We start from the raw sequence: 12,270 nt of genomic DNA on the forward strand, positions 1-12,270 counted from the left end.
GGAGATATCCGGTGAGTCAACGGGAGTGGATCGAAAAGGACTTCTACAAGGAACTGGGTGTCTCCTCCGGCGCCTCGCAGGACGAGATCAAGAAGGCGTACCGCAAGCTCGCTCGCGACTTACACCCGGACGCCAATCCCGGTGATACCAAGGCCGAGGAGCGGTTCAAGACCGTCAGCGAAGCGCACGCGGTGCTGTCGGATCCGGCCAAGCGCAAGGAATACGACGAGACCCGCAAGCTGTTCGCCGGCGGCGGCTATCCACGGGGTGGCGGGTTCACCCCCGGTGCGCCGGGCGGCTTTTCGCAGGACTTCAACATCGGCGACATCTTCGGCGGCGCGAACGCCGGCGACGGTGGCCTCGGTGACCTGCTCGGCGGCCTGTTCAACCGGGGCGGGCAGCGCACGACAAGCCGCCCGCGCCGCGGGGCCGATGTGGAGACCGAGACGACCCTCGGCTTCCGCGAGGCCGCGCAGGGCGTCACCGTCCCGCTGCGGATGACGAGCCCGTCGCCGTGCACCACCTGTCACGGCAGCGGCGCCAAGCCGGGTACCAGCCCGCGAGTCTGCCCGAACTGCAATGGCACCGGCATCATCAGCCGCAACCAGGGCGCGTTCGGCTTCAGCGAGCCGTGCGATGACTGCCGGGGCACCGGCTCGATCATCGATGACCCGTGCGTCGACTGCCACGGCAGCGGCATCCAGAACCGCACGCGCACCATCACGGTGCGGATTCCCCCGGGAGTCAGTGACGGACAACGGATTCGGCTGGCCGGACAGGGCGAGGCGGGCCTGCGTGGCGCGCCGTCTGGCGACCTGTTCGTCAGCGTGCACGTCAGCCAGGACAAGGTCTTCGGCCGCAACGGCGACGATCTGACCCTGGTGTTGCCGGTCAGCTACAGCGAATTGGTTCTCGGCACAACGGTTTCCGTGCCTACCCTGGAGGGGCGCGTCGGCGTCAAGGTGCCACCTGGCACCGCGGACGGCCGCATCCTTCGGGTACGCGGTCGCGGCGTGCCCAAGCGCGGCGGCGGCGCCGGTGACCTGCTGGTCACCGTCAAGGTCGCGGTGCCACAGAAACTGGACGACAACGCGGCCGAGGCGCTGCGGCGCTTTGCGGAGGCGGAGAAGGCCAGCGGATTCGACCCACGGGCAGGATGGGCAGGTGCTTGATGTCCAATGATCCGAAGCAGGCGGGCGGCGGTTCGTCGCGCGTCGAGTTCTTCATGATCTCGGTGGCGGCCCAGCTGGCGGGCATGCACGCGCAGACCTTGCGCACCTATGACCGTCTTGGACTGGTTACGCCACAACGGACTTCGGGCGGCGGGCGACGCTACTCGGCCAGGGACGTCGAGCTGTTGCGCGAGGTGCAGCGGCTGTCTCAGGACGAGGGCGTCAACCTGGCTGGCGTCAAGCGCATCATCGAACTCACCAACCAGGTCGAGGAATTGCAACAGCGCGTCGCCGAACTATCGGCCGAGCTGGACCGGCTGCGATCGGGTTATCGGCCCGATCTTTCGCCGCCGCAACGCAGTACCGCACTGGTGGTGTGGCAACCGCGTAATCGCCGTGGTATTTGAGCGATCAACACCGGCGCAACAATACTGAATACGGCTAGCTAACTATCGGGCCGCCGGCCTCGGCATATTGATTGTGCGCCGAGGTCAGCGGCCCGAAGTCGGTTCGGACTCGGCACTTTTCAGGTTAGCCAATGATAAGCCGAGAGTCGGTGTGTGACAGCACATCGGGGCCCACGTTTCCGGCTGATAGCCGACTGGTCAGTTTCATCGCGGGCCCCGGTGGCGTGGCGTGCGGCGCGGGCCGACTCAGTCGGTCAGTTGTCCAGTGGTGTTGCCACACAGTCGCTCTGAGAGCGCCTTCGAAGCGAAGACTGCAGAACGAGTCTTGCAAATTCAGTGTATCCATGACTGATTTCACCCGATTTTTGCGGTCCACCAGTCTGTTTCATAAGGGTTTTGCGCCGCGCTTCCTCGTTTTCGGGGAATTACACGCTTGTTGTTTAAACGGAGGATTCCGCTCCTGGCAAACCTCGCCTACACTCCTTGGCAACGGCTGCTGACGAGTGTCCCGCAGCACCTCACTCGCCGGCACAGTTTGTGTTCGAGTGCGAAATGGGGTTGTGACACAAATGGATTCGCGGACTGTCGCTTTGATCAGAACGACGTTCAAGGCGGTTGCTGCGGAGGAAGGGGGGCCGGAGAAATTAGCGAGATCGTTCTACGCGATCCTATTCACCGACTACCCCCAAGTCCGCGATTTCTTTCCAGCAGCCATGGACGCTCAGCGAGATCGCCTCGTCAAGGCCATCTCCTACGCGTTGGACCGGCTCGAGGAGCCGAACAAGCTCCTGCCGTTCCTGGCCCAGCTCGGGCGGGACCATCGCAAATACGGTGTGCAGCCAGCGCATTACACGGCGGTCGCCGTCTCGCTGAAGTCCGCGATGCAGGTGTACGCGGGCACCGAGATGTGGACCGACGAGGTCGACCGGGCGTGGGATGAAGGCCTGAAGATCATCGCCGACACCATGATCGGCGCGGCGGAGAAGGAAACCACGCCGCCGGTCTGGACCGGCACCGTGGTTGAACGCCGCGAGGTGCTGCGCAACCTGACCGTCCTGCGGCTGCAACTGGACCAGCCGATGCAATACGCGGCCGGGCAATACCTGAGCGTGCAGATCCCGTCCCGGCCGAGGATGTGGCGCTACATGTCGCCCGCCGTGCCCGCGAATGCCAACGGGGAGATCGAGTTTCATGTCCGCGGCGTGCTCGGCGGCTGGGTCAGTTCCGCCATCGTCGGCCAGACCGCGGTCGGTGACCAGTGGCTGCTCGGCTCGCCGCTCGGCGGCCTCGGCATCCCGCGCAACACCAAGCGCAAGATGCTGATGGTCGGCTGCGGCACCGGCATCGCGCCGCTACGCGCCCAGCTGATGGCGATGGCGCAGCGGCGGACCAACCCGAAGGTGCACCTGTTCGTCGGTGGCCACCATCCGTGCGACCTCTACGATCTGGACACGCTGAACAGCCTGGCCGTCAGCAACCGCTGGCTGACCGTAACGCCGGTCACCGAACACGACGAAAACCCTTGGTGGTACACCGATTCCGGTGAACTGGCACCGGCCTACCCCGGCCTGGAGCCACTGGTGACCGGCCAGATCGGCAGGGTGGTCGCCAGCTTCGGCGCCTGGGCCGATCGTGACGTGCAGATCGTCGGCTCGCCGTCGATGGTGCAGACCACCAAGTTTCGCATGATGGCCGCGGGGACGCTCACCAAGAACATCCGCCACGACCCCCTGTTCTGACCGGCCGTCCGGGATTTCGACCCCTCCCGTCATCCCGGGCTCAGTCGGAGTCCGGTCGCGCTGACTATCGCGGCCGGATTCCGGCGAGGCGCTACACCCCTTCGAACTGAATCCGCTCCGCCGGAGTTCCGGTGGTGAGCAGCCGGTCGACCGTGGCATTGACCATGGCGGGGGAGCCGCACACCAGCACCTGATGGTTCTCGAACGCGCCGTGCGAGGCGACCACCTCGGCGAGGGTGCCGAAGAGCATCTCGTCCGGCGGGAAGCCGATATTGACGCGGCTGCGCTCGAACCATTCGTCTTCCCAGCCGGGATCGTCGGGGCTCTCGACCACGGGAATGACCGTGAGCCAAGGCAATTCACCGGCCAGCAGGTACAGCATGTCCGAGGCGTACAGGTCGCGCGGGGTATGGCCGCCGAAGAAGAGGTAGGTGTGCGGCGGTTCCGGTTCGCGCGCCAGGTCCAGGATCTGCGCCCGCATCGGGGCAAGGCCGGTGCCACCGGCGATCATCACCACCTCGTCGCCCGCCGGGTCGATCGCGAAGCGGCCGAAGGGCGCGCGGATCTGCCATTCGTCGCCGGGCTTGGTGTCGGCCACGATGGAGCCGCTGCACCAGCCGCCGGGCACGGTGCGTACATGGAACTCCAGCTTGCCGTCCAGTGAAGGCGGCAGGGCAGGCGACAGTCTGCGCCGCATGCTCGGCTGCTGCGGCACCGTGACCTCGACGGACTGGCCAGCGAGGAACGGGACGAATTCGCCGATCAGGCGAATCACCGCGAGATCGTGCCGGATTCGATGGTGTCCGACGACCGTAGCTGTCCACTCGGCCGGGTTGGGTGCGCCATTGCCTAGCGCACTGGGGTCCCCCGGTGTCCTACCCACCCCGCGGACTCCGTCCGCTGCCATCCCCCATGGGGACCTCCTTCATCACACAGGGTCGGAGCTGATGATGTGCTCCGGAGTACCGACCGCGATCAACGCACGCCGGGTGTCCGCGATCATCTTCGCCGACCCGGCGATCTGGATCTGCCGGTCCGCCCACGCGCCGAAGCTCGCGACCACCGCGCCAAGGTTACCGATCAGCCGCCGGTGCATGCCGTACGGCTCTTCCTGCGGCGGATGCGGATACCACCACGGATTGGTCTTCTGTTCACAGACCGGGACGATGGTGAGCCACGGATTGCTCTGCGAGAGCTGCCACATGTTCTCCACGTCGTAGAGATCGCAGGGGTAGCGGCCGCCGATGAAGAAGTGCACCCGAGGGTTGATGCCGCGCTGGCCCATCTCGATCAGCTGGGCGCGCAGCGGGGCGATGCCGGTGCCGGCGCCGATCAGCAGCACGTCGCGGCCGCTGTCCCGGTCGACGTGCAGCCCGCCGAGCGGTCCGGCGATCTGCCAGCGGTCGCCGACCCTCGTCTCGTTCACGATGGCCGGGCTGACCCAGCCGCCGCGGATCTTGCGGATGTGGAACTCGATCTCGCCGTACGGGTTCGCCGGGATCGCCGGGGAGAAGTAGCGCCACATCTTCGGCCGCTGCGGCACGGTGAGCGGCACATACTGTCCGGCCTGATAGGGGATCGGGCTCTCGGATTGCAGCCGGACGATGGCCAGGTCCTCGAGTACCCTGCGGTGGCCGACCACGGTCGCCTCCCAGTACGGCTGGGACTTGTCGGAGTTCGCGCCGATGGCCATGGACGCGGAGATCAGGATGGTGATGTCGCGCCAGCCCTCTTCGAGGCCGCGATGCCAAGCCGCGCCGTTGTACGCGCGGAAAGCCGACAACAGTGCCCGGCCCGCGGCGTCGTAGTGCGCCGCGTCTACACCGTATTTGCGATGGTCGCGGGCCAGTTGCTCCAGGAACTTCTGCGCCCGCCCCCAGTCCTCGAGGTGGTCGAGCACGTACTGGATGGCCGTGGCGATCCGTTTGGCCTGCATATCCATGGCAGGCGGGAAGAGTTCACGTAATCGCGGGTTCTCGGCGAACAAATGACCGTAGAACGCACTGACCAACCGTTCGGGTCCGTGCGGTGACTCGATCACCGAACGGAAGTTGGCGCGGACCAGCGCAGCCGAACGCGCATCCACGACGCGAAGCTTCCTTTCCCTCAGTTCTGCCAGGGGACATATCCGTAACCGGCGGTCCTCCGCTGATCAGTATCCCCGAAATCGTCGCGGACGTGTTGGTATGCACAACCTGCGGGTGGGATACGGCCTCGCTGGCGCTTCGGGCCTGTCGACAGGTTATCTGCCGGATTGCCCGGCTGGTTTCAGCAGGGTGTGCACCGGGGGACGCCGCCGGTCCAGTTACCGGGTAGCTGCCGTTCTAGATGGTGAGGACCGTTTTGCCGCGGGCGCCCGCCGCGCCGATGGCGGTGGTGCCGTCGGCCAGCGGGATGGTGGCGTCGATCGGGACCACCACGTCGCCCTCGGCGACCCGGTCCAGTAGGCGCGCCAATTCGGGTGCGCCGCCGGTGGATTCGATGTTGCCGCCGCGGATGCCCCTGGCGCGTAGGGCGTCCTCGTCGGCGGACCAGATGGTGGAGTAGACGGTGCCGCCGTCGCGGACCAGGGTGGTCAGTTCGGCGAGTACTTCCGGCGGGCTCACCAGGTCGTAGAGGACATCGATGCCGTCGGGATGCGCGGCGCCGACCTGTTCGCGCACCGGGCCCGCGGTGTAGTCGACGGTCTCGGCCGCGCCGAGCCTGGTCATCTGGTCGGCGACTTCGCCGCGGGCGGTGGCGATGACGTCGGCGCCCGCCATGTTCGCCAGTTGGACGAGGAACGAGCCGACGCCGCCCGTGGCGCCGACGATCAGCACGGTCTGGCCCGGCTCGATCTTGGTGCCGTCCACCATGTCCTGCGCGGTGACGCCGGCGGTTGGCAGCGCCGCGGCCGCGACGGTCGGCACGCCTTCGGGCACGCGCACCAGGATGCCCGCCTCCGGGATGACCGCGTATTCGGCGAAGCTGCCGTGGCCGGCCGGCGGGTTGAGGAACTTGCCGACCACCCGGTCGCCGACGGCGAACTGGCTGACGCCGGGCCCGACCGTCGCGACGGTGCCCGCGCCGTCCACCCCGAGGATCATCGGAAAGTCGTGCGGCAGTTTGCCGTCCAGTATTCCGTCGGCCATTTTCGCGTCGAACGGGTTGACGCCTGCCGCCTCCAGTTGCACCCGGACCGCCCCGGGCCCGGGCTCCGGGACCGGCATGTCGGTCAACTCGGGCGAGGCTCCGAACTTCCGTACGACAATCGCGCGCATCCATTCGCTCCTTGATCGGGCTGAAGAGTGCGGCCTCGCACACGCGTGCTAGCAAGCGCTCTTTGATGCATCAACTAACGGCCAGGGTCATCGTATGCATCCATACCCCATGGACGATGTGATTCATCGCATTGGCGCGGGTGTCGCGGCGTACCGTTCAGACACGGCCGAAATAACTAAACTTGAGTGGAACAGACTCAACCTTTCCCACGTTGGATGTAAAGGACGGCACGCAGCCGCGCGACAGCTCGTGCGGATCAGGCTCCGGTGCCGAGACAATCGACCAGTAGGAAGGTGACTTGTGGACTCGTTCAATCCCACCACCAAGACCCAGGCGGCCCTGACCGCCGCACTGCAGGCGGCCTCCGCCGCGGGCAATCCGGAGATCCGCCCGGCCCACTTGCTGGTGGCGTTGCTCGATCAGACCGACGGCATCGCCGCCCCGCTGCTCAAGGCCGTCGGCGTCGACCCGGCGACGGTGCGGCGCGAGGCGCAGGACATCGTGGACAAGCTGCCGAGGGCGACCGGTGCGACCACCACCCCGCAACTCGGCCGCGAGGCGCTTGCCGCGATCACCGCCGCCCAGCGCCTGGCCACCGAGCTCGGCGACGAGTTCGTCTCCACCGAGCACGTCATGGTCGGCCTGGCCGGCGGCGACTCGGATGTGACGATGCTGCTCGTCAAGTACGGCGCGAGCGCCGACGCGCTGCGTGAGGCGTTCACCGCCGTACGCGGCAGCGCGCGGGTGACCAGCGCCGATCCCGAGGGCACCTATCAGGCGCTGGAGAAGTACTCCACCAACCTCACCGAGGCCGCTCGCGCGGGCAAGCTCGATCCGGTGATCGGGCGGGACACCGAAATCCGGCGCGTAGTACAGGTTTTGAGCCGTCGCACCAAGAACAACCCGGTGCTGATCGGCGAGCCAGGCGTCGGTAAGACCGCGATCGTCGAGGGCCTCGCCCAGCGCATCGTGGCCGGTGACGTGCCGGAGTCGTTGCGCGGCAAGTCCGTTGTCTCGCTCGACCTCGGCGCGATGGTGGCGGGCGCGAAGTATCGCGGCGAATTCGAGGAGCGGCTCAAGGCCGTGCTCGAAGACATCAAAAACAGTGCGGGACAGATCATCACGTTCATCGATGAGCTGCACACCATCGTCGGCGCCGGTGCCACCGGCGAATCCGCGATGGACGCGGGCAACATGATCAAGCCCATGCTCGCCCGCGGTGAGCTGCGCCTGGTCGGCGCGACCACGCTGGACGAGTACCGCAAGCACATCGAGAAGGACGCCGCCCTGGAGCGCCGCTTCCAGCAGGTGCTGGTCGGCGAGCCGTCGGTGCAGGACACCATCGGCATCCTGCGTGGTATCAAGGAGCGCTACGAGGTGCACCACGGCGTGCGCATCACCGACTCCGCGCTGGTGGCCGCCGCCACGCTCAGCGACCGCTACATCACCTCCCGGTTCCTGCCGGACAAGGCGATCGACCTGGTCGACGAGTCGGCGTCGCGGCTGCGGATGGAAATCGACTCGCGCCCAGTGGAAATCGACGAGGTCGAGCGCGCGGTGCGGCGACTGGAGATCGAAGAGGTCGCGCTGAGCAAGGAGACCGACGAGGCCTCCAAACAACGGCTGGAGAAGCTGCGCTCCGAACTCGCGGACGACCGCGAGAAGCTGAACCAGCTGATGACCCGCTGGCAGAACGAGAAGGGCGCCATCGATCAGGTCCGAGTCCTCAAGGAGGAGTTGGAATCGCTGCGCGGTGAGTCCGAACGTGCCGAGCGTGACGGCGATCTCGGTAAGGCCGCCGAGCTGCGCTACGGCAAGATTCCCACGCTGGAGAAGCAACTCGTCGAGGCCGAAAAGGTGTCCGGCGCGGCGTCGGACGGCGAGGTGATGCTCAAGGAGGAGGTCGGGCCCGACGATATCGCCGAGGTGGTGTCGGCGTGGACCGGCATCCAGGTCGGCAGGCTGCTCGAGGGCGAGAGCCAGAAGCTGCTGCGGATGGAGCAGGAGCTCGGCCGACGGGTGGTCGGCCAGACCGAGGCGGTGCAGGCGGTGTCCGACGCGGTGCGCCGGGCGCGCGCCGGCGTCGCGGACCCGAACCGGCCGACCGGCTCGTTCATGTTCGTCGGCCCGACCGGTGTCGGTAAGACGGAGCTGGCAAAGGCGTTGGCGGACTTCCTGTTCGACGACGAACGCGCCATGGTGCGGATCGATATGAGCGAGTACAGCGAGAAGCACTCGGTCGCGCGCCTGGTCGGTGCGCCTCCCGGCTACGTCGGCTACGACCAGGGTGGTCAGCTGACCGAGGCGGTGCGACGCAGGCCGTACACGGTGGTGCTGTTCGACGAGATCGAGAAGGCGCATCCTGATGTGTTCGACATCCTGCTCGCCGTGCTCGACGAGGGACGGCTCACCGACGGCCAGGGCCGCACGGTGGACTTCCGCAACACCATCCTCATCCTGACCTCCAACCTCGGTGCGGGTGGCGAGCGCGAACTCGTCATGAACGCGGTGCGTTCGGCGTTCAAGCCCGAGTTCCTCAACCGACTCGACGACGTGGTGATGTTCCACGGACTCGACGAGGAACAGCTGGAACACATCGTCGACATCCAGCTCGACCAGCTGCAGAAGCGGCTGTCGCAGCGCAGGCTGAAGCTCGACGTCAGCGACTCGGCCCGGTTCTGGCTTGCCGTGCGCGGCTACGACCCGGTCTACGGTGCGCGCCCGCTGCGCAGGCTGATCCAGCAGTCGATCGGGGACACCCTCGCCAAAGAGCTACTGGCGGGCGAGGTTACCGACGGCGACACCGTCAAGGTGACGGTCACCCCGGACGGGGACGGCCTCATCGTCGGCAAGTAAGGATTCAGCTCCGATCCGGTGAGTCGGCGGTCGATGCCTCGGGTATCGACTCGCCGACTTGCCGTAGCGGAGCGCCGAGATAATGCGCGCCGAGCGCGAGCACGAGCATCGCGCACACCAGCGCGGAGCCGGTCGTGATGGTGCCGAACGCGCTCAGTAGATATCCGGCGAGCAGCGCGCCGAGCGCGACGGCGCCGTCGGTCACCAGATTGGCCGCGCCGACCGCGCGACCGAGGGTCTGCTCGGGGAGCACCCGCACCCGGAAGAGCGTCAGCGCGACGTTGACCACCGTGCCGACCGCGCCGACGCCACACCAACAGGCCGCGAGCACAACGGGATTCGTGCTCAGCACGATCGGGACGAGTAGCGCGGACCAGCCGAACAGCGAGCCGCGATAGACCGTGCGTGCGCTGTATCGCGCGGTCAGCCGCGCGGCGGCGAACGAGCCGAGCACGCCGCCGACACCGGCCGCGCCGAGCACGATGCCGATGATCCACGTCGGTTTGCCCGTGCTGTCGAGCCGCAGGATCAGCAGCAGGATGACGACCTGGATGATCATGTTGGACAGCCCGCTGATCAGCGTGGAGACGCGCAGGAACGGTTCGGCCCACACCGCGCGCACGCCATCGAGGAGCAGGGCGCGTCGCGAGTTCGCAGCGCGGTCGCCCCGAGCCGCGAAGTCGCCGCGGACCGCCGAAAGCGTTGCCAGACAGACGGCATACGACGCGGCATCGGCGGCGAACGGCAGCCAGCGCAGCGCACCGAACATGGCGGCGCCCGTCGCGCGGCCGACCACGGTGGCGATGGGCTGTTCCGCCTCGAACAACGCGAAGGCGGCGGGCCGCTGCTCGACGGCGACCACATCGCGGACCGCGCCGAGCTCGCTGAGGCTGAAGAAGACATACGCGGTGCCCTCGACGAACGCGGTGATCGTCAGCAGCAGTGCGGGATTCGGCACGTCGCGGACGACGACGAGCGCCGCGACGCCCGCCGCGGTCACCCCGGCGAGCTGGCAGCCGACCAGGGTCCGGCGCCGATCGACGTAGTCCGCCACAATGCCCGCCGGTATCTGAAAGAGCAGGCTCGGCAGGCCGATCGCGAATCCGACCCACCCGGCGAGCGCGGGCGAGCCGGTGCTCGCGAGGACGAGCAGTGGGTAGGCGATCCGCGCGCCGAAGAGGCCGACGAGTGAGGTCGCGTTGCCGAACCACAGCAGCACGAAGTCGCGGTTGCCGAAGACGCCCTGACTTCGCCTGCTGGACACCGTTATCCGGCCGCGCTGGCCGGGATGTCGGCGCGCACCCTCGCCTCGACGTGACGGATCAGCTTCATGAGATCGGCGCAGTACACCGACGGATTGCGGAAACCGGCGCCTTCGCGGTACCGGTGCGCGTAATGCCCACCGCCGCAGACATTGTGGATGGGGCAGCACCGGCAGATGTCGCTCAGCGCTTCGACGCCGAGCTGTCGCGCCACCACGGAGGGATTCCACAGCGCCTCGTCGAGTGGGTTGCCCGCCGCCGCCGCATCGATCCGCGCCGCGCCGGCGAAGGCCGATTTCAACGCGTCGACCTGTTCCAAGCTGCCGTCGGTCTCGATCACTGCGAGCCGAATCGGCGCGAGCCCCACCGATTCCGAGTGGCTCGGGCCGCCGAGTAGCAGTTGGATCACCTCGTCGAACAGCCGAACCCGTGTCTCCAGCCTCGGTGCGTCGTACCAGCGGTCGAAGATCGCGATCAGCCAGTCGGCATACGGTGTCTGGCTGGCACGGCCGACCTTGTTCGGCGGCGGAGTCGTCCAATTGCCGTGTGGCAGTAGGAAATCCATGGCGGGCGGGTCGAAGTGGAGGAGCCCCTCGTAGGTGTCGATCGGATCGTTGTCGATATCGATCGTGCAGAGTAGACCTGAGTACAGGTCGCTGTACGGACCGCGGACGAGTCGATCGAGCCCCCGCGCGACATCGGTGTAACTGCCAGTGCCCCTGCGGTACTTGCGGTGCCGGTCGTGGGCTGCCTCGTCGCCGTCGATGCTGACCCCGATCCGGATGCCCCAGCGGGCGCAGATCCGCAGGAACGCGTCGTCGATGAGCACGCCGTTGGTCTGCATGCCGAGCCGCACCTCGGTGACCGGTTCCAGCGTCTCGCGTGCCTGTCTGGCGAACTCGTCAAGGGCGCGATGCCCGACCAGCAGCGGCTCGCCGCCGTGGAACACGAGATTCACCGCGGGCGGGGCGAAGTGGCGCGCGTGCTCGGCGATGGTTCGGCAGGACTCGGCGAATACCCGCGCGCTCATCGACTTCGGTTGATCGCGCCAACTCTGATCGGCCATCTCGTAGACGTAGCAGTAGTCACAGGCGAGATTGCAGCGACTGTTGATCTTCACCACGAATTCGACGAAAGGCAGTGGCTGCCAGCCGATCCTGCGCAATCGCGCGATGTCCAACCCGGCAGCGGGCCACTGCGCTGCCTCCGGGGAACCCCTCATCTCCGCCTCCTCGGCGCGTGCCTGCTGCCTGGCGCTCCGACGCATCCTGATCGGCTGCGCCGGAACGGCTTTCGTGGTGGTGATCGCGACTATCTGGCCGGGCTGATGAAGGAGCTGAAGTTGCCGTCGTCGGCGATGAACGAGCTGAAGCCGCCGCGGTCGGCGGCGCCGCGTGGCACGAGATGCTGCCGCAGCGCCGGCCGCAGCGCGGCGAGCTCGGCGAAGCTGATTCCGGTTGTCGGTGTGGCGATGGTTGTCGTCATGACGGTTCCTTACCGTGCGAATGATCGGCCGTCAGCGAATCCTCGACGGCCGGTATCGGATTCGAGCCGGTGATCGGCGCGAACCCCG

Annotated in this window: 10 protein-coding genes; 4 read left to right on the top strand and 6 right to left on the bottom strand. The window is 67.2% G+C overall.

All coding sequences use genetic code 11. The features are described from left to right. Positions 1 to 11 precede the first annotated feature (11 nt). From dnaJ to OG203_RS27440, 3 genes are all read left to right on the top strand, one after another. Complete coding sequence (gene dnaJ, locus OG203_RS27430) at positions 12 to 1,172, top strand: molecular chaperone DnaJ (RefSeq protein ID WP_405160140.1); 1,161 nt, start codon at positions 12 to 14, stop codon at positions 1,170 to 1,172. After that, on the top strand, positions 1,172 to 1,579 hold the full coding sequence (locus tag OG203_RS27435; RefSeq protein WP_405160141.1) for a heat shock protein transcriptional repressor HspR: 408 nt from the start codon (positions 1,172 to 1,174) through the stop codon (positions 1,577 to 1,579). Before dnaJ ends, OG203_RS27435 begins: the two co-directional genes overlap by 1 nt. A gap of 569 nt (positions 1,580 to 2,148) precedes the next feature. Then, positions 2,149 to 3,318: a globin domain-containing protein gene (locus OG203_RS27440; protein ID WP_405160142.1), complete on the top strand. Its 1,170-nt coding sequence runs from the start codon at positions 2,149 to 2,151 to the stop codon at positions 3,316 to 3,318. A 91-nt stretch (positions 3,319 to 3,409) separates the two neighbouring features. On the opposite strand, the gene OG203_RS27445 is transcribed toward OG203_RS27440, so the two are convergent. The 3 genes from OG203_RS27445 to OG203_RS27455 form a co-directional block, all read right to left on the bottom strand. Continuing rightward, entirely contained in the window at positions 3,410 to 4,225 is an 816-nt protein-coding gene (locus OG203_RS27445) for an FAD-binding oxidoreductase (RefSeq protein WP_405160143.1), read from the bottom strand. Positions 4,226 to 4,246: 21 nt separating this feature from the next. Then, positions 4,247 to 5,404 (bottom strand): FAD-binding oxidoreductase, encoded by a 1,158-nt coding sequence (locus tag OG203_RS27450; RefSeq protein WP_405160144.1) that lies wholly within the window; start codon positions 5,402 to 5,404, stop codon positions 4,247 to 4,249. A gap of 238 nt (positions 5,405 to 5,642) precedes the next feature. Beyond that, positions 5,643 to 6,578 carry an NADP-dependent oxidoreductase gene (locus OG203_RS27455; protein WP_405160145.1) on the bottom strand — a complete coding sequence of 312 codons (936 nt, stop codon included), beginning with the start codon at positions 6,576 to 6,578 and terminating at the stop codon, positions 5,643 to 5,645. A 301-nt stretch (positions 6,579 to 6,879) separates the two neighbouring features. Between OG203_RS27455 and clpB the strand changes: the two genes are divergently transcribed. Next, positions 6,880 to 9,435 (top strand): ATP-dependent chaperone ClpB, encoded by a 2,556-nt coding sequence (gene clpB, locus OG203_RS27460; RefSeq protein ID WP_405160146.1) that lies wholly within the window; start codon positions 6,880 to 6,882, stop codon positions 9,433 to 9,435. 4 nt (positions 9,436 to 9,439) lie between these two features. Here clpB and OG203_RS27465 read toward each other — a convergent pair whose 3' ends face one another. The 3 genes from OG203_RS27465 to OG203_RS27475 all read right to left on the bottom strand — a co-directional run bounded on the left by OG203_RS27465 (position 9,440) and on the right by OG203_RS27475 (position 12,182). Then, the gene (locus OG203_RS27465) at positions 9,440 to 10,699 is read right to left on the bottom strand and encodes an MFS transporter (RefSeq protein ID WP_405160147.1); all 1,260 of its coding nucleotides are present in this window, start codon (positions 10,697 to 10,699) and stop codon (positions 9,440 to 9,442) included. 2 nt (positions 10,700 to 10,701) lie between these two features. Next, positions 10,702 to 11,919: an FxsB family cyclophane-forming radical SAM/SPASM peptide maturase gene (locus OG203_RS27470; protein WP_405160148.1), complete on the bottom strand. Its 1,218-nt coding sequence runs from the start codon at positions 11,917 to 11,919 to the stop codon at positions 10,702 to 10,704. Between the two features lie 89 nt (positions 11,920 to 12,008). After that, positions 12,009 to 12,182: a hypothetical protein gene (locus tag OG203_RS27475; RefSeq protein WP_405160149.1), complete on the bottom strand. Its 174-nt coding sequence runs from the start codon at positions 12,180 to 12,182 to the stop codon at positions 12,009 to 12,011. Between the last annotated feature and the right edge of the window lie 88 nt (positions 12,183 to 12,270).

The sequence above is a fragment of the Nocardia sp. NBC_01499 genome, from assembly GCF_045040275.1.
Lineage (GTDB): Bacteria > Actinomycetota > Actinomycetes > Mycobacteriales > Mycobacteriaceae > Nocardia.

What these genes read in the sequence shown, in the direction of transcription:
- OG203_RS27440 (WP_405160142.1), top strand. Translation starts at nt 2,149, where the DNA reads ATGGATTCGCGGACTGTCGCTTTGATCAGAACGACGTTCAAGGCGGTT.
- OG203_RS27475 (WP_405160149.1), bottom strand. Translation starts at nt 12,182, where the DNA reads ATGACGACAACCATCGCCACACCGACAACCGGAATCAGCTTCGCCGAG.
- OG203_RS27435 (WP_405160141.1), top strand. Translation starts at nt 1,172, where the DNA reads ATGTCCAATGATCCGAAGCAGGCGGGCGGCGGTTCGTCGCGCGTCGAG.
- OG203_RS27445 (WP_405160143.1), bottom strand. Translation starts at nt 4,225, where the DNA reads ATGGCAGCGGACGGAGTCCGCGGGGTGGGTAGGACACCGGGGGACCCC.
- OG203_RS27455 (WP_405160145.1), bottom strand. Translation starts at nt 6,578, where the DNA reads ATGCGCGCGATTGTCGTACGGAAGTTCGGAGCCTCGCCCGAGTTGACC.
- OG203_RS27470 (WP_405160148.1), bottom strand. Translation starts at nt 11,919, where the DNA reads ATGAGGGGTTCCCCGGAGGCAGCGCAGTGGCCCGCTGCCGGGTTGGAC.